The organism is Streptomyces sp. NPDC004752 (assembly GCF_053601275.1).
Window position 1 is genome coordinate 4,456 of the sequence record NZ_JBSGBN010000141.1, and the last position, 22,003, is coordinate 26,458.

The 22,003-nt window shown below is 69.7% G+C and carries 18 protein-coding genes and 2 tRNA genes; 7 read left to right on the top strand and 13 right to left on the bottom strand.

Features of this window, described 5'->3' with window-relative positions:
- Positions 1–102: 102 nt before the first annotated feature.
- The 5 genes from ACWEKM_RS38495 to ACWEKM_RS38515 form a co-directional block, all read right to left on the bottom strand.
- On the bottom strand, positions 103–2,436 hold the full coding sequence (locus ACWEKM_RS38495; protein WP_451625938.1) for a glycosyltransferase family 39 protein: 2,334 nt from the start codon (positions 2,434–2,436) through the stop codon (positions 103–105).
- Complete coding sequence (locus ACWEKM_RS38500; RefSeq protein WP_451625939.1) at positions 2,433–4,112, bottom strand: glycosyltransferase; 1,680 nt, start codon at positions 4,110–4,112, stop codon at positions 2,433–2,435. The genes ACWEKM_RS38495 and ACWEKM_RS38500 overlap by 4 nt, the downstream gene beginning before the upstream one ends.
- Before the next feature lie 13 nt (positions 4,113–4,125).
- Positions 4,126–5,796 (bottom strand): ATP-binding protein, encoded by a 1,671-nt coding sequence (locus ACWEKM_RS38505; protein ID WP_451625940.1) that lies wholly within the window; start codon positions 5,794–5,796, stop codon positions 4,126–4,128.
- Positions 5,793–6,533, bottom strand: a complete 741-nt coding sequence (locus ACWEKM_RS38510) for a response regulator transcription factor (protein ID WP_451625941.1) — start codon at positions 6,531–6,533, stop codon at positions 5,793–5,795. The genes ACWEKM_RS38505 and ACWEKM_RS38510 overlap by 4 nt, the downstream gene beginning before the upstream one ends.
- A 275-nt stretch (positions 6,534–6,808) precedes the next feature.
- Positions 6,809–7,699, bottom strand: a complete 891-nt coding sequence (locus ACWEKM_RS38515; protein ID WP_451625942.1) for a DUF2797 domain-containing protein — start codon at positions 7,697–7,699, stop codon at positions 6,809–6,811.
- Between the two features lie 278 nt (positions 7,700–7,977).
- Between ACWEKM_RS38515 and ACWEKM_RS38520 the strand changes: the two genes are divergently transcribed.
- From ACWEKM_RS38520 to ACWEKM_RS38530, 3 genes are all read left to right on the top strand, one after another.
- The gene (locus tag ACWEKM_RS38520) at positions 7,978–8,490 is read left to right on the top strand and encodes a hypothetical protein (protein WP_451625943.1); all 513 of its coding nucleotides are present in this window, start codon (positions 7,978–7,980) and stop codon (positions 8,488–8,490) included.
- Between the two features lie 324 nt (positions 8,491–8,814).
- Positions 8,815–10,725 (top strand): serine/threonine-protein kinase, encoded by a 1,911-nt coding sequence (locus ACWEKM_RS38525; RefSeq protein ID WP_451625944.1) that lies wholly within the window; start codon positions 8,815–8,817, stop codon positions 10,723–10,725.
- A 50-nt stretch (positions 10,726–10,775) separates the two neighbouring features.
- Entirely contained in the window at positions 10,776–11,165 is a 390-nt protein-coding gene (locus ACWEKM_RS38530; RefSeq protein ID WP_451625945.1) for a hypothetical protein, read from the top strand.
- Between the two features lie 637 nt (positions 11,166–11,802).
- On the opposite strand, the gene ACWEKM_RS38535 is transcribed toward ACWEKM_RS38530, so the two are convergent.
- The 6 genes from ACWEKM_RS38535 to ACWEKM_RS38560 form a co-directional block, all read right to left on the bottom strand.
- Complete coding sequence (locus tag ACWEKM_RS38535) at positions 11,803–12,528, bottom strand: hypothetical protein (protein WP_451625946.1); 726 nt, start codon at positions 12,526–12,528, stop codon at positions 11,803–11,805.
- 514 nt (positions 12,529–13,042) lie between these two features.
- A complete protein-coding gene (locus ACWEKM_RS38540) occupies positions 13,043–13,486 on the bottom strand; it encodes a hypothetical protein (protein WP_451625947.1) in 444 nt (147 codons plus the stop codon).
- Positions 13,487–13,534: 48 nt separating this feature from the next.
- Positions 13,535–14,278, bottom strand: a complete 744-nt coding sequence (locus ACWEKM_RS38545; protein WP_451625948.1) for a hypothetical protein — start codon at positions 14,276–14,278, stop codon at positions 13,535–13,537.
- A 103-nt stretch (positions 14,279–14,381) separates the two neighbouring features.
- On the bottom strand, positions 14,382–15,038 hold the full coding sequence (locus ACWEKM_RS38550; RefSeq protein WP_451625949.1) for a class I SAM-dependent methyltransferase: 657 nt from the start codon (positions 15,036–15,038) through the stop codon (positions 14,382–14,384).
- Positions 15,039–15,109: 71 nt separating this feature from the next.
- Complete coding sequence (locus ACWEKM_RS38555; protein WP_451625950.1) at positions 15,110–15,574, bottom strand: hypothetical protein; 465 nt, start codon at positions 15,572–15,574, stop codon at positions 15,110–15,112.
- A gap of 556 nt (positions 15,575–16,130) precedes the next feature.
- Positions 16,131–16,331 carry a hypothetical protein gene (locus ACWEKM_RS38560; RefSeq protein WP_451625951.1) on the bottom strand — a complete coding sequence of 67 codons (201 nt, stop codon included), beginning with the start codon at positions 16,329–16,331 and terminating at the stop codon, positions 16,131–16,133.
- 175 nt (positions 16,332–16,506) lie between these two features.
- Here ACWEKM_RS38560 and ACWEKM_RS38565 point away from each other — a divergent pair, with 175 nt between their 5' ends.
- Together ACWEKM_RS38565 and ACWEKM_RS38570 are read left to right on the top strand one after the other, a co-directional pair.
- Positions 16,507–17,259 (top strand): DUF6879 family protein, encoded by a 753-nt coding sequence (locus ACWEKM_RS38565; protein ID WP_451625952.1) that lies wholly within the window; start codon positions 16,507–16,509, stop codon positions 17,257–17,259.
- 12 nt (positions 17,260–17,271) lie between these two features.
- The gene (locus tag ACWEKM_RS38570) at positions 17,272–18,123 is read left to right on the top strand and encodes a helix-turn-helix domain-containing protein (RefSeq protein WP_451625953.1); all 852 of its coding nucleotides are present in this window, start codon (positions 17,272–17,274) and stop codon (positions 18,121–18,123) included.
- A gap of 489 nt (positions 18,124–18,612) precedes the next feature.
- Here ACWEKM_RS38570 and ACWEKM_RS38575 read toward each other — a convergent pair.
- Together ACWEKM_RS38575 and ACWEKM_RS38580 are read right to left on the bottom strand one after the other, a co-directional pair.
- A tRNA-Arg gene (locus ACWEKM_RS38575) sits at positions 18,613–18,685 on the bottom strand.
- 199 nt (positions 18,686–18,884) lie between these two features.
- Positions 18,885–18,975: transfer RNA gene (locus tag ACWEKM_RS38580), tRNA-Ser, on the bottom strand.
- Positions 18,976–19,155: 180 nt separating this feature from the next.
- On the opposite strand from ACWEKM_RS38580, the gene ACWEKM_RS38585 reads away from it, so the two are divergent.
- Positions 19,156–19,677: an SSI family serine proteinase inhibitor gene (locus ACWEKM_RS38585; protein WP_451625954.1), complete on the top strand. Its 522-nt coding sequence runs from the start codon at positions 19,156–19,158 to the stop codon at positions 19,675–19,677.
- A 315-nt stretch (positions 19,678–19,992) separates the two neighbouring features.
- Positions 19,993–22,003, top strand: a 2,011-nt coding sequence (locus tag ACWEKM_RS38590; protein WP_451625955.1) for a PAS domain-containing protein, incomplete at its 3' end; no start/stop codon positions are given.

A 22,003-nucleotide genomic window follows, 5' to 3' on the forward strand; every position in this document is an offset into this window, starting at 1 on the left:
TTTTTCTTGGGGGGGGGGGGGGGGGTGTGGGGGGGGGGGGGGGGGGGGGGGGGGGGGGGGCCCCCGCGCCCCCCCCCCCCCCCCGCCCCGTCCTACGGCCCCTCAGCTGTCGCTCGACCGCTGCGTGAGGTCGTAGAAGGTGGCCGAACCGACCGTCACCTTCTTGAAGTTGCTCTCGACCCACGAGGTGATCTGGGAGGCGGTGCCGCTGTCGCCGCCCATGCCACCGCCCATACCGCCGCCGGCGATGAAGTAGTGGATCTTCCCGTCCGCCACGTACTGCTTGAACTGCGCGAGCGTCGGGGACGGGTCGGTGCCGTTGAAGCCGCCGATCGCCATCACCGGCTCGCCGGTGGCCAGTTGGTAGCTCGCGGCGTTCTGGGAGCCGATGGACGCGGCGACCCAGGTGTAGCTCCCGGCGTCCGCCTCCAGCAGTTTCTTGGCCGCGGAGCCGACCTTGGCGCCGTCGAGCAGGCCGCCCGCGCCACCGCCGCCCATCCGGCCGCCCTCGCCGACGCCCGGGAAGCCGTTGCCGTTCGGCTGGTTCTGGCCACCCTGCACACCGCCGTTGCCGTTCTGCTGGTTCTGGCCGGGCGTGCCGCCACCCGGGAAGCCACCGTTGCCGCCACCCGGGAAGCCACCGTTGCCGCCGCCGGGGAAGCCGCCGTTGCCGTTCTGCTGCCCCTGGCCGCCCGGCGTGCCGCCGTTGCCGTTCTGCTGGTTCTGGCCCGGCATCCCGTCGCCGAATCCGCCGGGCATGCCGCCGCCTCCGGGACGGCCGCCGCCGAAGCCCATCATGCTCGCGCCCGCCGGACCGGCCGTCGGAATGGAGCCGGTGTGCGCGGAGTCGACCGTGCTCAGGGTGTACGCGGTCGGCCCGGCCAGCGCGGCGACGAGGCCCACGGCCGCCGCCCCGAGGGCCAGCCGACGCGGCGCCCGGCCCGCGAAGACCAGGCCCAGCGCGGCGGTCAGGCCGCCGATCAGGACCAGCCACCGCAGCCAGGGCAGATAGTCCGGAGTGCGGTTGAGCAGGACGTAGCCCCAGGCGGCGGACGCCACCACGGAGGCCGCGAGGGCGATCGACGCCCAGGTCTCGGCCCGCCGTTCCCACAGCAGACCGGCGCCCATGCCGATCACGGCCGCGAGGTAGGGGGCGAGGGCGACCGTGTAGTACTGGTGGAAGATGCCCGCCATATAGCTGAAGACGATCATGGTCATCAGCAACGAGCCGCCCCAGACCAGGAACGCGGCCCGGGTCACCGAGGCGCGCCGGGCCCGCCGGGTGGCCCACAAGGCGGCGACGAGCAGGATCAGCGCGGCCGGGATCAGCCACGAGACCTGGCTGCCGATCTCGGCGTTGAACATCCGGTCCCAGCCGGTCTCGCCCCATTGACCGGTGCCGCCCGGGCCGCCGCCGCCGCCGACGCTGCCGGTCTCCTCGCCGTTCAGCCGCCCGAGGCCGTTGTAGCCGAAGGTCAGCTCAAGGAAAGAGTTGTTCTGCGAGCCGCCGATGTACGGGCGGGACGAGGCGGGCCACAGCTCCACGATCGCCACCCACCAGCCGCCCGCGACGACCATCGCCACCGTGGCGAGGGCCAGTTGGGCGAACCGCCTGCGCAGCCGCACCGGGGCGCAGACCGCGTACACGACCGCCAGCGGCGGCAGGATCAGAAATGCCTGCAGCGTCTTGGCGAGGAAGGCGAAGCCGATGGCGACGCCCGCCCACACCAGCCAGCGGGTCCGCCCGTCCTCCACGGCGCGCATCACGCAGTAGCAGGCCAGCGCCATCAGCAGGGCCAGCATCGCGTCCGGGTTGTTGAACCGGAACATCAGCGCGGCGACCGGGGTGAGCGCGAGCACCACGCCCGCGATCAGACCGGCCACCGGACTGAACCGGCGCCGCACCGCGGTGTAGACGACGGCGACGGTGCCGACGCCCATCAGCACCTCGGGGGTGAGGATCGCCCAGGAGTTCAGGCCGAAGATCCGCACCGACAGCTCCATCGGCCACAGGAAGGCCGAGGGCTTGTCGACGGTGATGGCGTTGCCCCCGTCCAGCGAACCGAAGAAGAACGCCTTCCAGGACGTGCTGCCCGCCTGAACGGCCGCCGAGTAGAAGGAGTTGGCGTAGCCGGAGGCGCTCAGGTTGTACAGGTACAGCAGCGCGGTGGCGAGCAGCAGGCCGAGGAAGGCCGGGCGCGCCCAGCGCGGGTCCTCTGCGCGTCCGCGCCACAGTCTGCGGGCGAAGGGCCGCTTCGGCTCACCCGGCTCGGGGGCGGGGGCCGCGGCCGGGCTCCCCGGCGGGGGAGCGGAGTGCGGCGGGCCCCAAGGGCCGGGTCCGGTCCGGTCGGTCGGCTGGTTGGTCGGTTGGCCGGCCGGTTGGTTGGTTAGCCGGCCGGCCGGTTGGTTGGCTGGCTGGTCGTAGTGGGTGGTCATCGGGGGTCCCCCGGGTCGGTGTGGTGTGTCTGCTGGGCTCGCTGTGTCTGCTGCGGGTGCGGTGTGGGGCGCCTCGGCAGCGGGGCGCTCGGCAGGGGCGGCTGCGGTCCCGGGGCGAGGCGGTCGACGGAGGACGGGTGCCGGTCGACGGAGGACGGGTGCCGGTCGACGGAGGACGGGTGCCGGTCGGCAGCGCCCGGACGGACCGCGCTGGCGGAGGGCTGGTGCGGGACGGCGGAGCCGGGGTGGGCCGGGTGGTGGGCCGCCACGACCGTCGACCCGCGGCCGGACTCGCAGCCGGACAAGTGGCCGGTCTCATGGCCGAACCCGCGGCCGGACCCAAGGCCGGACTCGCAGCCGGACAAGTGGCCGGACCCATGGCCGAACCCGCGGCCGGACTCGTGCCCGGACCCGCGGCCGGGCTCATGGCCGGTCTCCCGCCGGTCCGGGAACACCCACGCGCGGAAGAGCAGGAAACGCAGCACGGTCGCGGCGAGATTGGCGGCGATCAGCACCGCCAGTTCGGTGGAGTGCGCCGGGCTGCTGGTGGCCGCGGCCAAGGCGGCGAGCGAGCCGCTGGTCAGGACGAGGCCGATGCCGAAGACGACCAGGCCCTGCGCCTGGTGCCGTACGGCGCCGCCGCGACCGCGCACCCCGAAGGTCAGCCGCCGGTTGGCCGCCGTGTTGGCGACGGCCGAGACCAGCAGGGCGAGCGCGTTGGCCGCCTGGGAGCCGGCGAACTCCCGGAAGACGCTGTAGAGAAGCAGATAGAAGAGGGTCGACAGGCCGCCGACCACGCAGAACCCGACGAGTTGGCGGGCCAGCCCCTTCGGCACGTCCTGGATCTCGCGGTCGCGCGGGTCGTCGCCGAACGGCCGGGTGAGCCGGTCCAGCGGCAGCGAACCGGTGGCCAGGGCCCTGCCCACCCGCCACACCCCCTTGAGGTCGTCGGTCGCCGTCCGCACGATGTGCACCGTCGAGTCCGGGTCGTCGACCCAGTCCACCGGCACCTCGTGGATCCGCAGCCCGGCCCGCTCGGCGAGCACCAGCAGCTCGGTGTCGAAGAACCAGCCGCTGTCCTCCACCAGCGGCAGCAGCACCTGGGCGACATCACGCCGGATCGCCTTGAAGCCGCACTGCGCGTCGGAGAAGCGGGCCTGCAGCGAGCCGCGCAGGATCAGGTTGTACGAGCGGCTGATGAACTCCCGCTTGGCGCCGCGCACCACCCGTGACGAGCGGCTCAGCCGGGAGCCGATCGCGAGGTCGGAGTGGCCCGAGATCAGCGGGGCCACCAGCGGCAGCAGCGCATTGAGGTCGGTGGACAGGTCGACGTCCATGTACGCGAGGATCGGGGCGTTGGAGGCGGACCACACGGCCCGCAGGGCGCGCCCGCGGCCCTTCTGCTCCAGGCGGAAGGTGACGACCTCGGGGATCCGCTCCGCAAGACCGGCCGCCACCCGCGGGGTGGTGTCCGTGGACGCGTTGTCCGCGATCGTGATGCGGAACGCGTACGGGAAGGTCTGCACGAGGTGCTCATGCAGTCTGAGCACACAGGGCCCAAGGTCCTTCTCCTCGTTGTAGACGGGGATCACTACGTCCAGGACAGGCGTACCGGCGTCGCCGGCCGGGAGGTGCTCCCGCGCCGGCAGGGTGCCGGGAGAAGAGTCGGTTCGCATGCCCCGACTCTCGTCAGGCGCCCTGTTCCGCCCATGTGGTGGCGCTGTGTTGCGCCTGTGAGTGCAACTGCCCGTTCGTTTCCGGGATCGGCCGGGGCGGCGCGGGGTGAAGCGCGGGGTAGAGCGCGGGGTGAAGCGCGGGCAGGTGGACGGTGAACACCGTGCGCCCGGGGACGCTGTCCACGGTGACGGCACCGCCGTGCGCGGTCGCGACGGCCTGCACGATGGCCAGGCCCAGACCGGTCGACCCGGTGGATCTCGACCGCGCGGAGTCGCCTCGCGCGAACCGTTCGAACACACGCGGCAGCAAGTCGGCCGGGATGCCCTGGCCGTCGTCCTGGACGTCGACGCACAGCCACGGTCCGTGCCGCCGCACGCGGGCCGTGACCGTGCTGCCGGGCGGGGTGTGGGTGCGGGCGTTGCCCAGCAGATTGACCAGGACCTGTTGCAGCCGGGCCGCGTCCGCGGACACCAGGGCCGGTTCGTCGGGCAGATCGAGCCGCCAGGTGTGGCCCTTGCCGGCCGCGCGGGCGTCGCTGATGGTGTCCACGACGAGCGGGACGAGGTCGGTTTGTTCGAACTGTAGGGGTCGGCCCGCGTCGAGCCGGGCAAGCAGCAGCAGATCCTCCACGAGCAGCGTCATCCGGCCCGCCTCGGACTCGATGCGGCCGAGCGCGTGCCGGGTGTCGGGGCCGACCTGTTCCCGGCCGCGCCGGGTCAGTTCGGCGTAGCCGCGGATGGAGGCGAGCGGCGTGCGCAGTTCGTGGCTCGCGTCCGCGACGAACTGCCGTACCCGCATCTCGCTCTGCTGGCGGGCGTGCAGGGCGCCGTGCACATGGTCGAGCATCCGGTTGAGCGCGGCACCGACCCGGCCGACCTCGGTGTGCGGGTCGCACTCGGACTCCGGGACCCGCTCGCTGAGGTTCACCTCGCCGGAGTGCAGGGGCAGTTCGGAGACCCGGGTGGCGGTGGCGGCGACCCTGCGCAGCGGGCGGGTGGCGACGCCGACCAGGACGTAGCCGGCGATCCCGGCGGCGACCAGACCGGCGGCGGTGACGCTGACCTCGACGAGGATCAGGGTGTTGATGTTGTCGTCGGTGTCCTTGGTCGGTACGGCGACGTAGTAGCTGCCCCTGGGGCCGGTGACGTACTGGGCGCGGTAGCTGCCGAGGCCGGGGATGTCCACGGTGTGCATGCCGCTGTCCCGGGGGACGGCGCCGAGGGCCGCGAGCTGGGCCTCGGTCAGTGCCTGGGGGGTCATGTCCATGGTTTGGTCGGACTTGTGCCCGACCTTGCCCTCGGTGACGGCGCCGCTTTCCACCGCGGCGGCGATCGTGTACTGCGGCTGCGGGCCCTGGGTGACGAAGTCGCCCAGGTCGACCGCCTTGCCCAGCTGGTCGTTCGGCAGGACAGGGCCGCCCTTGCCCTGTCCGGGCGGGGCGAACATGCCGGAGGCGCGCGCCCCGACCTCGGCGAGTTGACCGTCGAGCTGCTCGTACAGGTGCGATCGCAGGGCCAGGGTGGTCACGGTGCCGATCACCGCGCAGACGACGGCGATCAGCACCACGGATGCGACGACGAGCCGCGTCCGCAGGGTGCGCGGCTGTCCCCTCCCCGCTCTCGGCTTCGCCCGAGCGGGGGGACCCCCACGTCGCTGCGTACGCGGCCGTCGGCGCCCGCTCATGACGCGGCGGGCTTGATCAGATAACCGGCGCCGCGCCGGGTGTGGATCATCGGCTCGCGCCCGGCGTCGATCTTCCGGCGCAGATAGGAGATGTACAGCTCGACGACGTTGGCCTGGCCGCCGAAGTCGTAGGACCAGACGCGGTCGAGGATCTGCGCCTTGCTCAGCACGCGGCGCGGATTGCGCATGAGGAAGCGCAGCAACTCGAACTCGGTGGCGGTGAGATGGATGTTCTCACCCGACCGCGAGACCTCGTGACTGTCCTCGTCGAGGGTGAGGTCACCCACGACCAGCACGGAATCGGAGCGCCGGTCGGCGGCGCCGGACCGCCGGATCAGTCCGCGCAGCCGGGCGACGACCTCCTCCAGGCTGAACGGCTTGGTGACATAGTCGTCGCCGCCCGCGGTGAGCCCGGCGATCCGGTCCTCCACCGCGTCCTTCGCGGTCAGGAACAGGACCGGCACGTCCGGCAGTTCGCGGCGCAGTCGGCCCAGCACGGTCAGCCCGTCCATGTCGGGCAGCATCATGTCCAGGACGACGGCGTCGGGCCGGAACCCGCGGGCGGCCTGGACGGCGCCCTGCCCGTCCCCCGCACTGCGGATCTGCCAGCCCTCGTATCGCAGAGCCATGCTCAGCAGTTCGGTGATCGACAGCTCGTCGTCCACCACAAGCACGCGGACGGGGCTCCCGTCCGGCCTCAGCAGTTCGGTGCGCCCCTGGGGCGAGGTCGTGGTCATGGTGGACAACCCTTACGGGACCCTCTGAGAGCGCCCTTTCAGGTGTCTGTGATTTCCCTGAGAAACCCACAGGCGCCACTCAGGGAACTCCTAGGAGGCATCTGACCTGCGCCTATGCCACCGGTTCGGCGCACAGCCGAAGCAGCCGCACCCCGTTGTCGCGGCACACCGCCCGCGGCCACGCACCGCCGAGCCCGAGCCGCGCGAGGGCGTGCAGCCGATGGAGTTACGGATAGGAGCCGATGGACGTACGGATGGAGGAGGTTCGGAACGCCTCAGAAAAGCTCGTCCTGTACCCCTGCCTCCTCCTTGAACCTGCGCACGGGCACGGTCACGTCACCACGCCCGCCGGCCCCCGGCAGGGCCGGAACCAGCTCCCATCCGGTCATCAGCCGGGTGTCCAGGACGACCGTCCCGCGCTCGGTGGCCAGATGCAGATCGGGCCCCGCCACGGCGACCAGCGCACCGCTCACGCCACCGCCCGCGACCAGCTCGGTCACCTCGCCGTACGCGGCCGCAAGGCCCGCCGTCAGCCCGAACACCACGGCGTGGTCGACGGGCCGGAACGGCTCCCTGACCAGCGCCTCGGGCCAGGCTTCGAGCGCCACGGCGCGCGCGTGCAACGCCTCGATCTCGGCCGCGCGCTCAGCCGGCGTGCCGGGCAGCGCCGACCGCACCGCCCGCTTCTCGCCGTACGGGATCCGGTCGGGCACCCGCAGCGCGGCCCGCAGCAGCTCCTCGGCGCGCCGCGCGGCCATCAGCGGGCCGAGGGCGAGCCAGCTGAAGCAGACGGCGCCCTGTTCGAGGAGGCGTGCCGATCCCCGTTCTTCGGCGGTGATCCCGACCTTGACCAGGCCGGGGCCGAACCACGCCAGATACACGTGGTACGGCCGGGGGTCGTCCGCGACGGTGTCGGCGGCCACGGAGTGCGCCCGGTCCAGCCGCGCGCACTCCTCGCACCGCGCGCCCGTGCTCCGCCCCGACACGGCCGCCCGCAGCGGGCAGGGATGCCCGCGCGCTCCCACACATGTCCGCACACCCCCGTCCAGGACCCCGAAGGCCACCCGTTTCCCCCGAGGCAGCGCGCTCCTGCGCCCCCCGTCCCACGCCAGCACGGGGCCGTCCGCGGCCCACCGCAGCCCCGCGCATCTCCATGCCTGTGCCATCACCTCCGAGAGTAGGCCAACCCACTGACAACGCCCTCGGCTCAGAGCCGCCGGCCCAGTCCCCGACAGGCCGACGCACCATGAACCAACGCCCTGCGAACCAACATCCCGTGAACCAAGGCCCCGTGGATCGACGTCGCCTCGTGGACCAGGCCCCGGCTGTGCGGCTGTTCAAGGGGCCAGCTGTTCAAGGGGCCACCGGGGTACCGGTCCATGGAGGACCGGTGCTCCTCCCATCGCGCGCCGCGGGAGCGGGTGGGTGCGGCTAGGGTCGCCCCATGGGTGCCGCCATAGCCGCCATGGTCACTGCCGTCGTCGGGGTCCTCGGCACGCTCTTCGCGCCGCTGATCACGACCTGGGCCGCCAAGCGCCAACGGGCGGAGGAGCACCACACCGAGGAGCGCAGACGGCACTTCGAGGAGCGGCGCGCCGCCTACACGGCGATGAACCGGGCCTCCCGCCACTTCCACACCATGCTGAAGGACGCCCTGCACCGGCTGCGGGACGGGGTCTACACCGACGAGGACCGGGTCCAGGTCGAGGAGGCCCGGAGGGACTACCGCGACCGCTACGCCGAGGCCCAGATGATCGTCCCCGAGACGGTGCTCAAGGCGTCCCGCGAGGTGAACGTCGTCCTGTCCGCGGCCGACGCCACCGCCAAACGCATCGATCGCGGCCTGACACGGGAAGGGGAAAGCGCCGAACAGGCACTCCTGGACCTGAAGGCCGTGGAACCCCGGCTCACCGCCATGCGCCGCATCATGCGCGAGGACCTGGGCCTGCCCGACTGACCGGGCCGACGCTCGTATCACCGACCGGGCGCGGCAGATCGCCGTGCAGTGCGGTCACCGGCGGCGTCGGCAGGGCGCGCAGCACCACGGCGGCGAGCACGTCCGGAAAGCGGGTGCTCCCGCAGGGGACGGCGTGGTCGGTCGATCGCGAACGACTCGGTGGATCGCCCCTTCGGACCTGGCGAGCCGGCACGCCTGCCACACCGGCACACCTGCCACAAATGACTGTTCATCCGGGTGCAGTCCGCTGGGAGGGTGTATGTGCCGCGGGCTTCGGTAGTCTCTACGCCGCAAGCGGTAGGTGGAGCAGACTCGGGGGACGACATGACAGATCATCAGCAGCGACCAGCGCGCGCCGACGGAGCGAACACTCCGGCCACGGGTTCGGAGGTGTTCCGGCCGCTGGCCGAGGACGACCCGCGTACCGTCGCCGGATACCTGCTCAGCGCCCGGCTCGGGGCCGGTGGCATGGGAAAGGTGTACCTCTCCTACACGCCTGGCGGGCGACCGGTGGCGATCAAGGTGATCCGCCCCGAGTTCGCCGAGGATCCGGACTTCCGCCGCCGGTTCCAGCAGGAGGTGCGGGCCGCGCAGCGGGTGCAGGGCCTCTACACCGCCCCGGTGATCGACAGCGATACCGAGGGTCCGCACCCGTGGCTGGCCACCGCTTACGTCCAAGGGCCTTCTCTCCACGCGGCGGTCGCCGCCCACGGCGCGATGCCGGTGGCGACCGTTCTGCGGCTCGTGGCCGGCGTCGCCGAGGCGCTGCAGGTCATCCATCACGCGGGCATCGTCCACCGCGACCTCAAGCCGTCCAATGTGCTGCTCGCGGCCGACGGGCCGCGCGTCATCGACTTCGGCATCGCGCGGGCCGCCGACACCACCGCACTCACCGGCACCGGCGTCAGCGTCGGCACCCCGTCCTTCATGTCGCCCGAGCAGGCGGCCGGGACGAACTGCACCGCGGCGACCGACGTATTCGCGCTCGGTCAGATCGCGGTCTTCGCCGCGACGGGTGCCGCCGCGTTCGGCGACGGTGCCTCGCACGCCGTCCTCTACCGGATCGTGCACGAGGCTCCGGATCTGTCCCAGCTGCCGGACGAACTGCGGGAGATCGTCACCGGCTGCCTCAGCAAGGACCCCGCCCAACGGCCGTCCCCCGCCCGGATCATCGAGATGTGCGGCCAGGCGTCCCAGGACCCGGCGCTGCTCCGCCCGGAGGGCTGGTTGCCGGCCTCCTACGCCACCGATCTCACCCAGGCCGCCGCCCCGACTCCGCCGCCGCAGCCGACCCACCCGCCGACCCAGGCGGCCCCGCACACCCCGCCACCGGTCCACCCGCCGACCCAGGCAGCCCCCCACACACCACCGCCGGCTCAGCCACCGACCCAGGCAGCCCCGCACACACCACCGCCGGTTCACCCGCCGACTCAGTCCGTACCTTCACACCCGGTTCCTCCCGCCGCGGCGGGCGCTTATGCCTACCCGTCGGCCACCGGGCATCCGACCTATGCGGTCCCCGGGGCCCCTGGCGGCCATCCGAACACCCCGGCTCCCGGGACCCCCTGGGGTTACCCGACGGCGCCGACGGCGCCTCAGCAGCCCCGTAGGCAGAACCGTGCCGCACTGGTCGTCATCGCGGTAGTGGCCGTCGCCGCACTCATCGGCGGTGGCGCGTACCTGATGGGGAACCGGAACTCCGACGACGGCTCGCCGAACGCCCAGGGCAGCAAGCAGAGCGGTACGCCGCAGTCCGACGGCACAACGCCGAGCGCCGACACCGGCGGAACGCCGAGCACCGACGCTGGCGCGAACAGCAAGCCCCCGGCGGCACCGAAGGGCTCCGAGTACAAGAACATCAGCATTCCTGCCGGTTACACGGTGACCTTCGCTGACGATCCGCCACGCCCCGAGGACCTGGACGTGAACTACGACGGGGACTTCGGATACGACAAGGACATGGTCCTCGGGGATGCCGTCGCCACCAACAGCTCCGACAACACCATGGCGTTGCTGGGAGCCGATGAGCCGGGTTCGCTGGCCGGCTGCCGCGCCAACACCCGCTACACCACGCGCATCGAGAAGGACAAGCTCAGCAAGGGGTCCCGGATCTGTGTGAAGACCGGCTCGGGGCACTACGGCCTGGTCACCGTGCTCGGTTTCGCAGCGAGGGACGAACCGAGCCAGTACATCAACGTGGACCTCACCGTGTGGCGCAACGTGACCACCTCCTAGTGATCCCGCGGGCAGCTCTTCAGCACGGTCGGAGAGGGGCAAGGCGACCGATGTCAGGTGCCGGCGGCCGACTTGAACAGTTGCTGCAGTTGCTGGGCAGCGACGACGAGACGTCGGTGGCTGCCCTCGCTGCTCTCCGTGCCGGCGCTTCCTATGTTGTGTGGGACGGCACGACGTCCGCCGAGTCGCTCGCCAAGATCTACGGGCGCCGACTCAGGCACACCCTTCAAAAGGGCATCGAGACGTCCGGCCTGGAGCAAGCCGTACAACGCCTTGCCCGATACAGCCGACCGGTCCGGCTGGGCCAGATCCGGGCCGCTGATGGACCGTGGGTCTTCATGCTGTTCCTCGACCAGGACGGCGACACCCCGGTGGCGTGCACCGGCGTCCGACAAACCCAACCGGGCCCGCCACCACAAGTTCCGGGGTTACCGGGGTAGTTGGCGTGCTCGGATGTGCTGATCGTCGCACCAAAGACTCAGTGCTCGGCCCGTCGTGTGGCCCTGCCGTCCGATAGCCGTCTAAGAGGGCCCGCTCGTCACACGGTGCGGTCCCGCCGCCCTGCGGAGGCGAGTTGAACGACGACAGGAGCAACTAGCTCCCACAGACCGTCAGGAACCAGCCGCTGCGACAGATCGACACCCACAAGCAGCAATGATGCCCCAGCTCATCACATCACCACGTGAGACGCCTCTAAGTGGGCGTTTGATGTTGATTCGCGACAGGTATTTCGACCTGCTTTACCACATTCATCACCAACGCGCGCAGTCTGAAATGCCTGGAAGCTCCGCACTGGCGGGAATTTTCCATCGCATTACTAGACCAGACGGAATCCAGAGCCGATAAACGGAGCAAACAGGCACGCAGATCGATACCTGGAAGGCCGTGAAAGCGCACGTAAGGTGTGAATCACTCCGAAGACTGTTGGCTGCAGAAGCGACTTATCACTACGATCCATCCCTAAACGCCCTCTCAGTCGTCATCGACGCACCCGTCCCCGTCGAAGTGAGGACGTCATCGATGTACTCGGGTACCGCCCTTTGCAGCTCGGCACCAAGTATCAATTGCCAGGCCGGGTCAGGACGCCGTGGCGCTCTCTGCCCACTCCAGCAGTTCTCGGGCATCGCGGACGCACCCGTGGTCAGGGCTGAACAGTTCCGAGAGAGCGGTGATGGTGTCGCGGGCGGCCTGAGCCGCCTCGTCGTGGCGGCCGAGGCCCAGGAGAGCCTCGGCCGTGGGTACGCCGGCCGTGTGGACCTCAGCAGCGTCGAACAATCGAGTGGTGGTGTAGGTCTCGCGGGCACTGGTCACGCAGTCGAGGGCCTCGGCGTAGCGGCCCTGCGCGCTGAGTGCGTGCGCGAGGCTCTGCTCGAGAGAGAAAATCAAGTCGCCTCTGTCATCCTGACGCGCCCGCATGGCCGCCAGGGCTTTGCGTGCGACCGACTCCCCCTCCTCTGGCCGCACTCGGCGGGTGAGGGCGTAGGAAAGTGCGCTCGTCGCGATCCACCGCACGAAGAGGCCTGTGGGCGCGGGTGTGAACACGCTCCGCTCGATGATGGCACGCGCATCACCTTCGGCCTCCTCGAAGCGGCGCAGGTGACACAGCTCGAAGGAGCGCAGGGCCCGCACGGAGAGCCACGCCGAGCTGAACTCATCGACGTGTTCCCCGAGCTGACCGCCGACGGCCTCGTACTCGCCCGCGGCTTCCTCGTGGCGGCCCAGTCGGGACAGGCTGGCGGCGTGCAGCCGGAGCAGGATCGGAGTGGCCCGGTCGGTCAGGGCCCGGCCTCTGATACTCCGCAACCGCCGGAACCCTGCCTCCGCGTCGGCTGTGCGACCGGTATGAAGCAGCCCGACGCTCAGTTGGAGCAGAGCCAGATGCGTTGCGGCATGCCCGTCACCGAAGCGGCTCTCGGCCTCGTCCAAGCACTCGCGCAGCTCGGACTCTGCCTCATGCGTAATCGCCCCGTCTGCCTGGGGGACCCGCCGGATGCGTTGTACGAGAGCCTCTGCCTCCAGCGCCACCGAGTCTGCGCGCCGTCGATTAAAGATCCCCACCCTGTCCCCCTTGACCCTCCGAGTCGGCACCGATCCTGTCATAGCGCCCCCAACGGCAACCGGGCAGGCAACACAGGGAAGGCTCGACGACTGCCTCGCTCCGCGTCTGTCTGCCAGCATTGAAGTCAACTGGGGATATCAGCCCGCGACGGAGCAGGAGCTTAGAAGATGCGGGCACGCCTTGGTGAGACGGTCGGCTCTTTCCTTGGGATCGCCGTGCCGGGCTGTCGAATGCCGCTGCCACCCGCCGTCGTTGCCGTCATCGCCATCGGTCTCCTGGTTGCGGATCACCGCCTCGGGAGTTCGGTCCTTCAGCCCACCTGAAGCCTTGGCGCTCCGGCTCCTCCCGTGTCAACACTGCTGTGTCAGCGTCGGCAGCGCACCTTAGGAGGTCCAACTGGCGGTCGACCGGCAGAATGCCTAGCGTCCGGACCCGACTGATCGCCTCGACAGCTCCGATCGTTCGGACCTTACTCGCCGTGCGGTGACCTCCGAGGTGAAAGAGCATCTCAGCACTGCCCCGCATCTCGACGATGTAGACCGGGTTCTTCGAGACCAGGACTGCCTTAGCCAGCCGCTCGATCGCAACGCCAGCATGGAGAGCGAACTCGTCGTACTCACCGCGCCCGTGATCGTCCATGGCCTTGTGGGCGGCCTTCTTGGCGCCCTCCAAGAAGCTCTCGAATGTGAGCGAAGCGTCCATGACAGGACGCTAGCTACCCGCGCACTGCCAGCGGGAATCGATTCTGATCTAGGTGGGGGTGATGGTCACGTCCAACGTCTCTGGATGTGCCAAGGCCTTCATAAACTCCTGCGGGATCGCGAGTGGGAGGGGCCACTCGATGACGTCGTGCGGCGGCCACATGTGGCGCAGTGAGGGCAAGGGCTCGTAGGGAGCGAGGTTGTAGCCGTCGGCTACATCAGGCGCCCGGATGATCTGCACCACCATGCAGCCGATCTTGAGGGTGCCGATCCAAGCAACACCGCCCGACTCGGCAGTCCCATAGCCCTGGCACAAGGTGTCTACAAGAGGGACTGAGTCGTCAGGTGGATAGTTCATGAAGCCCAGGCGCCCGAGCATCGACTGGGTGGGCTCGCGGACTTCATAGAACCTCGTGAAGTCGCTCGCCGGAATCACGCCTCGCACCTCGGGAGGATGCGTGTGCTGAAACATGAGCACAGTCTTCAGCGACCACGACGCTAGCGCCCGCTGTGCCTCTGCGTCGATGACGCGCGGGGTTCCCCGAATCAGGTCAGGCAGGAAGCTCCTGACGTTCTCCTCCAACTGGTTCATCCAGCCGCTATTGCAGTTGGAACAGACCACCTTGACCTGGTCGTTCAGCGGTGGAGCGTCATGGCGTCGGACAGTATCGGCACTGAGCCGGATGTACCGGTGGCGCCGAACCGTCGGGTCAAGCGCGACCTTGAGCCAGCGCGGGAGAACGTGCTCCTTCGTGAGGGGCGAACCTCCGCAGAAGACGCAGACTTTGGTCATGTGATGACCATAGAGGTCCCCGGTTCAGTGACCGGTGGGAATTTTGACCGGTCATGGGCGAATCACCGCGGCGAAGGGGAGCCAAGTGCTACGCAAGATCCGGTCACGCCACGACAGCACGGACGAGGAGCGTCCCGATGTGGCCAGGTTGAGGCGCATCAAGGACCTCCGCGTCGGTCGTGGCAAATCCGGCCCGGGTGAGTAGACGCTCCCACACCGCCGAACGGTAGCTGTAGCGGTAGGTGAACATCGCCTTGCCAGCGAACCCTCCTTTGTACATGCCCTGGGGCCCGTACGCGCCGGGGATAGCTGGAGGCTGCGAGAAGACGAAGAGGCCGCCGGGGTTGAGCCGCTGGCGGACAAGCGGAAAGAGGCGGCTCGGGTCGGTGAACCAGGCTGCTCCGAAGATCGAGTAAACGGCGTCGTACGCGTCCTCGTGCCTACTCAGGTACTCCAGGACCTCATGGCACACGAACTCCGCGCCGCTGCTGGCCCACTTCGCGGTGGTCTTCTTGACCATGACGGGAGAGAGGTCAACGCCCCGAGCGGCGATGCCGCGCTGCGCGAGGTAGGCGAGGGCGCGGCCGGTGCCGCAGCCGATCTCCAGAACGGAGCGCGGGTCACCGAGTAGTTCTGGGCCGGGTCCGTGACCGGCGTACTGGGTCCAACAGAAGCTCGGCTCCGCGTCGTCCTTGAAGGCGGACGCGGCGAAGGTGTCCCACAGCTCGGTCTCGGCGGCGATGTCGTGTTGTGCGGGCAAGGCGATTCCTCTTCGAAAGGGCTGGCCCCTGTCCTTCGGGAGACCGAGGACAGGGGCCAGGGTAGGACCGTTCAGTGGCTGTCGGGGACCTTGTTGTCGCACGGCGAGCAGTCCGTGCCGTCGATCGCCCACAGCTCCTCGTCGACGTCGAAGCCGATGGACTTCAGGAAGTCCGCCGTGCGCAGGCACAGGCCGTCGCGGCGACGCTCGATGAACGGGGCGTGGTGCTTGTAGCGGCCCTCGTTGTACACGTCACAGAGGGCCCACCACACCGGCGTGTCGAGGATGAGCTGGTGAACGCCGATGTCGACGAGCTTGCCGACCCCGAGGTGGACCTCGGGGTGCTCCATGCAGCCGATGGTGTACATGACGGCGTTGCCGAGGATCCGCTCGGCCATGTCGCGGACCATCGTGTGGTCGCGCAGCAGCAGGGCGACCTCGCGGTCCCACAGGGTCATGCCGCTGTCCAGCACGTTGATAGTCAGGTGCTTGAGGTGGGGTTGGACGGCGTTGAGGAGTTCCTTCGGCTCCCGCATGCGGGTGCTCGTGGGTCGGTCGCTACTCCTTCGGAGACAGGCCGTGCCATTCCGGTTCGAGCCCGCCCCGCCTGCCTGTCCAGGCATGGACGCGCGATGCGGGCGCCTTGCGGATCCCGTTCCAGCGCGGGCTACTGAGCGACCTGGCTGGATCGGGCGTCTTGGGTGGAGCCCTGGCGGTTGTAGTCGTGGCACAGGCAGGTGCAGCGGCGCACGAGCAGGAGTCCGGTACCCCCAGGCAGAGGAACGTCCTCCGTCTGGCGGCACTCCACGTGTGGGCCCTGGTGATCGGGGCGGAGAGCGACAGCGCACTCCGGGGACAAGAGGCGGTGTCGGTGGTGGGGGTGCTCATCGCACCGTCCTCCTGGCCCTGTGGTGAAAGGGCACGCGCAGGGAGGGAACTCCTGCCCGAGGCTTGTGGCCATCTCGGCTTCGGCGCCCTCGAAGCCGTGGATGCCGGAGTCGCTCGTGACGCGACCTTCACGGTCCACGGTGTAGACCCGCAAGGTCATCGGGGGTGGGAGACCGCCGTCCTCGTCAGGGCTACCCGTGCCGCTCACTCGTCGCCGCCTTGTCGGAGCGCCTCTGCCAGTCGCATGGCCACGTCGGCGCGTACGCGCCCCGGTTCCACGAGCCCAAACGTGGGCGAGCCGGCATCAACTCCGAGTGATGGCAGCACGATGCGTGCCTGATCGAGGGCCGACCGCAGGGATTCCACGGCTGTGAAGAAATCAACATCGTCGCGTGCTGTGACCATGGACAGGACGATAAGGACGGGGAGTTACTGGCCGCGATCGGATGTTCTCAAATGTTCTCTCAGTCTGGCTGAATGTTCTCGTGTGGTCTCACGCGAGGGGGTGCACGCTGTGGTGCGGGCGCATCAGCGCCGGTGATGCTGATGGCGACAGGGCCCCACACCATGGGAGGCGACCGTGGCACGACGACTGCGCTTCAACGGCACCGACAGCAAGAACGGTGGCTGCCCCGCCGTTCACGAGGATCTCGGCTCTGGTGAGATCATCGTCCAAGGAGCACCGCTCACCGACCCCCAGGACATCGCCCAGCTCCAGCATTTCGGCCCCGGGGATGCAGCAGTGGTCGTGCCGCGTGAACTCCTCGTCAATCACGGGCCCAAGGAGGTCACCCGCATGCCCAAGCTGATCGACCTGGCGGAGTTCGGGCGGCTCTTTGAGACTTTCGAGCACTCGGCTTGGCATCTGGAGACACGGCGGGGCTACGCATCAGACCGGGAGGATCCTGGGTACGCGGAGTTCCTCGCCACCGGCACGGCCCCGTGCGACCTCAACAGCGAGTGGTGCGCGAACATCCGCCAGCAGACGGCCAGTGGCAAGTACGTGGGGCGTGTGCGCGTCATCGACAACCCCCCGACCGAGGGACAGTTGTTCCTGCTCGACTATGCGAAGTGCAACGCGGCCACGGGCGAGGACGTGCGGAACCTGTGGCGCGAGGACGCGGAGCGGCTCCGACTGCCCTCGGAGGACTTCTGGATCTTCGACAGTCGGCTGGTGGCCGTGCTGCGCTTCGATGACGAGGACGCCTTCCATGACGTCGAGGTCATCACGGAGCCTGCCGAGGTCTTGCGGTACTGCCAGGTCCGCGACGCAGCGGTGCACGAGTCCGTCCCGTACGACGAGTTCGCGGCGCAACTCGGCGCCGACCACTAGCGAGCGGAACCAGTGAGCACAGACTTCCAGCAGGCCAGGGAGGCCCTCGGGCTGCGCTTGAGGGAACTCCGGCTGTCGGCCCCGAGAGGACGGCTCACCGGCACGCAACTGGCTCAGCGACTCGGCTGGCCACACTCCAAGATCTACAAGCTGGAGAACGGCCAGCAGACCGCCACCAGCGAGGACCTGCGGGCCTGGGCCGTGGGTGTCGGCCAGCCGGACGTCTTCGATGAACTGAACGCCCGGCTGAGGGGCTTCGAGTCCCGCATCCGCTCCTGGCGCCGACAGCTGGCCGCCGGGCACCGGCCCGTGCAGGACACTTGGAACCTTGAGGTCGGGCGCTACCAGGCCATCTACGCCTGGGAGGAGTCTGTCGTTCCTGGCATGTTGCAGACGTCCGACTACGCACGGCACATCTTCCTGCGATACGCAGACCTTCAGGGTTCGGTCCGCGACACAGATGCTGCGGTCCGCGCCCGCATGCGGCGCCAGGAGTGGTTGTACGAAGCAGGCCGCAAGTTCCACGCCCTGGTGTGGGAGGCGGCCCTACACGCTCTGATCTGTCCTCCGTCTGTCCTCGCCAGCCAACTCGATCGACTCGCAGGCATCATCGGCATGGACACCGTGGAGCTGGGGATCATTCCGCTCGGCGCCTCGCTCAAGATCCCGACAGCCAACGGTTTCTGGATCCTGGATGACAGGCTCGTGATCGCCGAGGACTGGCATGCAGAGCTGTGGCTGGACGACACCGAGAGCGTGGCTACCTACCTGCGGGTCTGGAACACTCTCCGGGAGTCCGCCATGTACGGCGTTGACGCTCAGAACCTCATCGGTGCAGTACGTCGGACGTTGCGCTCGCGCTGAGCCCGATTTTCGAGAAACTCGTTCTCGACGACGTCAGCGCTCCCGGGCACGGGAGGGGCTGGCTGGTTCCATCCGTTGAGACCATGGCATGGAGGGTCCTCGGCCACTCGCTCAAGTGGGACGGCCGACCGGACGTCGGGCATCAGAAACAAGCCTGCCGGATCAAGCGACTTTCCTCGGCCCGCCAAGTCGTCGTTTCCGGCGAGCTCTACGGCGGCGACTGGCCGTAAGGCCGGTAGATGTCCTGGCCCGGGTGCTGAGCCTGGTTGATCTGGGCCCAGATGGCGAGCCTGCCAGACCTGGGCGTTCTGCACTACGTCCACCCCGACCCGCAGTCGCTCATGGCGGGCTCCGAGAAGCTGATGGAACCGCTCGGCTGAGCCGTAACCAATCGATCACGGATGGTGACGCGTGAGATTCTGTAAGGTGCCAACGCAAAAGCCCTGACCTCCACTTGGAAGATCAGAGCCTTGACCTGGCGTTTCTTTGTGCACTCGGCAGGATTCGAACCTGCAACCTTCTGATCCGTAGTCAGATGCTCTATCCGTTAAGCTACGAGTGCTTGTTTTGTTTTTCTTGCCGATCCCGGTCCTTCTGGCCCGCTCGCGGCGACAGGAAGAACATTACATGACTGCCGTCGCCATGTGAAATCCATTCGCCTCACCCCTTGTGACCTGCGAAAACACCCAGATGGCGGGGTGAGTGGGGACAACGACACCGAGGCCCCGGTCCGTGTGGACCGGGGCCTCGGTGTTCAGGTGCGGAGGCGGAGGGATTTGAACCCTCGATGGGCTTTAAGGCCCAAACCGCATTAGCAGTGCGGCGCCATAGACCGGACTAGGCGACGCCTCCAGCACTACCTCTCATCGCTCTCACGCGAGCGCGCGAGTGGTGCCTGCAGATGATGACACAGTCGAGCGCGCTGTCACCAACCGCCCCCCACGGTACTAGGCAGTCGGGTCGCAGGGCAAAGCCCTTGTCCTTGGCGGGGCCCCGGCGCAACGTCCGGCGGTCTGAGGCGTTGGTCAGGACATGTTGCTGGTCACCTCGCGAACCGTCGGCTCCGCCGTCGCCCTCGCCGCCGCCTCCGCGCTCGCCGCCACGGCGCTCTCCGCCGTCGCCGCCGCGCCCGCCGTCGCCGTCACCCCCGTGGCCCCCGTCGCCGCCGGGCCCGCCTCCTTCTCCGCGCCGCCGCCCGTCCGGGACGAGGACCGGTCCGGCCGCTCCGGCGACCGGCTGATCGTCACCGTGCGGCATGCCGGCCCGGGGCGCGACGGGACGTACGAACTGTTCTGCCACCCCGCCGCGGGCAGCCACCCGGACGTGCGGGGCGCCTGCGCCGCCGTCGACCGGAACACCCACTGGGGCAGCGAGCCGTTCGCCCCGGTACCGGAGGGCAGCGTCTGCACCATGCTGTACGGCGGTCCGGCGACCGCCCATGTCACCGGCACCTGGGCCGGACGCCCGGTGGACGCCACGTACGACCGCGGTGACGGGTGCGAGATCGCGCGGTGGAACGGGATGGTGCCGCTCCTGCCGGACCTGGGTTCCTGAGTGGGTGATCGGGGATCGGGGATCGGGGATCGGGGATCGGGATGGGACGATCCGGTTGTCGGCGGCCGGGGGTTCGTGGGCCGTTCAGGGCGGAATCCCCGGTCCCGTAAAAGTCTCGCGAAAGTTCTCGCGCAGCTGACGGCATGCGGTCACACGTTCCCCGTCACTTCGTCGTGCGACCTCCCTCTCATCCGGCGTCCCTGGCGCAACCGCTGCCCTTAGACTCCCTCGCGTGACACGCTGCGAGCCGGTTGGCAAGATGGCATGAGCGGTCGGCAAGGTGCGGGAACTGCGGGAACAGGGAGGAAGCGTCTCGTGAGCAGCAGGCCATCCCGAGGCGCTGCTCGCCTCGCAGCCATACTCGACGCGCTGCCCGACGCGTTGGTCCTGGTCAACGCCAATGGGACCGTCGTCAACGCCAACACCATCGCCCTGGAGGCATTCGAGGCCCCGGGCACCGCTCTGGTGGGGCGCGGGCTGCTCGATCTGCTGCCCCAGTTCGACTCCAGGCTGATCCCGGGCTCCATGCGGCGGCCCGATCACATCGACCCGCGCGGGCGGACCAAGCCCACGCGGATGATCGCCCGGCGGACGGACGGCAACGAGTTCCCCGTCGAGGTCACCAGCGCGAACCTGGAGAACGGGCAGCAGGCGTACGACGGTTACGGCTACACCGCCGACGAGCTGCTGATGCTCGTCGTACGCGATCTGTCCGGGACCGTCGACACCGAGGCCGAGCTGGCCCGCTCGCAGCGGCAGACCGAGATGATCCTGCGGGCCGCGGCGGAAGGCGTCGTGGGCACCGACACCGACGGGCGGATCGTCCTCGTCAACCCGGCCGCCGCCCAGATCCTCGGCTACCGCGCCGGCGAACTCGGCGGCAAGGAGCTGCACACCCTCGTACTGCACTCCCGCCCCGACGGCTCGCCCTTCCCGTACGCGGAGTCGCCGCTCTCCGACACCCTGCGCTCCGGACGCAAGCACCGGGTGCGCGGGCAGGTGCTGTGGTCCAAGGGCGACAGGAAGGTACCGGTCGATCTGACGACCGCGCCCGTGCGCGACGGTGACCAGCTCGTCGGCGCCGTGATGACCTTCACCGACCGACGGCCGTACGACGCCCTGGCCGACGAGAAGGCCACCGCGGAGAAGCAGCACGCGCAGGAGATCGAGCGGCTCTCCGAGGAGCACGCCTCCGACCTCACCGCTCTGCGCCAGCAGCACGTGACCGAGCTGGAGGAGCTGCGCGAGCGGCACGCCGAGGAGCTGGCGTCCGGCGAGGAGCGGTACGCCGCGCTCGGCGAGCGGGAGAAGGACCGCTACGAGGCGCTGTCCGGCCGGCACGAGCAGCTGCTCACCCTGCTCAGCGGCTCCCTGCGCGGCCCCCTCGACGAGCTGCGCCGCGAGCTTGCGGCCCTCGCCGCCGACGACGCCGGCCAGCTGTGGCCGGAGGCCAACCAGGTGCTCCACCATCTGTCCGCGGGCTACTCCCGGATCACCCAGCTGATCGAGAACGTCCTCGGCTATCAGCGGCTCGACGCGGGCACGGACGACATCACCCGGACGAAGGTGATGCTCAACGCAGTCGTCGCCGCGGGTGTGGACGGTGCCGTCGAGCTGATCGGGCCCGGCCGGGTGCAGTTCGCCGTGCACGCCCCGCCCATCGAGGCCGAGGTCGACCCGCAGCGGCTCGCGACCGCGCTGGCGCACCTCGTGGCGGACGTCGCCGGGGTCGACGCGACGGGCAACACGCCCGTGTCCGCCGGTGGTTACCTGGACAACACCGTGGTGGTGGCCGCCGCGCAGCGCGGCGAGGTGGTACGGATCGAGGTCCGCGGGCCGTACGCCGGCGGAGACCCGGTGCACCAGCCGATCGTGCGCGGGATCGTCCGGGCCCACGGCGGCGTGCTGCAGACGCATGAGGTGCCGGGCATGAGCGGCAGCGCGTACGTACTCGAAGTGCCGATCGGCGGCGGTGCGGGCGCCGTCCCGGCTCCTGCCCTGCCCGCGGTCGCCTCCGACGCGCCCGCCTCGGCCGAGCGGACCTCCGGTGGCGGGCGGCGGCGGGCCCGGCGGTCCTCCGTGGACGCCTTCCTGGAGAGCGAGGTCCCCGGCGAGTCCGGTGCCGGGACGGAGGCGCCCGCGCCGACCGGACGGCGCAGGAGGCGGGTGGCCGAGGAGACGGCGTCGGTGCCGGCGGAGGACGCGGAGGCGTCCAGCGGCACCGGACGGCGGCGCGGGCGCCCCGCCGAGAACGCCGGAGGCGGTGGAGACGGCGGGGACGCCCGGTGCAGGCCATGGTGGGGTTCTGGGTTTGCGGGTGGTGGCG

Excerpts from the sequence above, each read along its gene's own strand:
- ACWEKM_RS38540 (WP_451625947.1), bottom strand. The coding sequence starts at position 13,486 with ATGGACGCTTCGCTCACATTCGAGAGCTTCTTGGAGGGCGCCAAGAAG.
- ACWEKM_RS38520 (WP_451625943.1), top strand. The coding sequence starts at position 7,978 with ATGGGTGCCGCCATAGCCGCCATGGTCACTGCCGTCGTCGGGGTCCTC.
- ACWEKM_RS38585 (WP_451625954.1), top strand. The coding sequence starts at position 19,156 with ATGTTGCTGGTCACCTCGCGAACCGTCGGCTCCGCCGTCGCCCTCGCC.
- ACWEKM_RS38510 (WP_451625941.1), bottom strand. The coding sequence starts at position 6,533 with ATGACCACGACCTCGCCCCAGGGGCGCACCGAACTGCTGAGGCCGGAC.
- ACWEKM_RS38525 (WP_451625944.1), top strand. The coding sequence starts at position 8,815 with ATGACAGATCATCAGCAGCGACCAGCGCGCGCCGACGGAGCGAACACT.
- ACWEKM_RS38505 (WP_451625940.1), bottom strand. The coding sequence starts at position 5,796 with ATGAGCGGGCGCCGACGGCCGCGTACGCAGCGACGTGGGGGTCCCCCC.
- ACWEKM_RS38555 (WP_451625950.1), bottom strand. The coding sequence starts at position 15,574 with ATGCGGGAGCCGAAGGAACTCCTCAACGCCGTCCAACCCCACCTCAAG.
- ACWEKM_RS38515 (WP_451625942.1), bottom strand. The coding sequence starts at position 7,699 with ATGGCACAGGCATGGAGATGCGCGGGGCTGCGGTGGGCCGCGGACGGC.
- ACWEKM_RS38495 (WP_451625938.1), bottom strand. The coding sequence starts at position 2,436 with ATGACCACCCACTACGACCAGCCAGCCAACCAACCGGCCGGCCGGCTA.
- ACWEKM_RS38530 (WP_451625945.1), top strand. The coding sequence starts at position 10,776 with ATGTCAGGTGCCGGCGGCCGACTTGAACAGTTGCTGCAGTTGCTGGGC.
- ACWEKM_RS38500 (WP_451625939.1), bottom strand. The coding sequence starts at position 4,112 with ATGCGAACCGACTCTTCTCCCGGCACCCTGCCGGCGCGGGAGCACCTC.
- ACWEKM_RS38560 (WP_451625951.1), bottom strand. The coding sequence starts at position 16,331 with ATGGTCACAGCACGCGACGATGTTGATTTCTTCACAGCCGTGGAATCC.
- ACWEKM_RS38545 (WP_451625948.1), bottom strand. The coding sequence starts at position 14,278 with ATGACCAAAGTCTGCGTCTTCTGCGGAGGTTCGCCCCTCACGAAGGAG.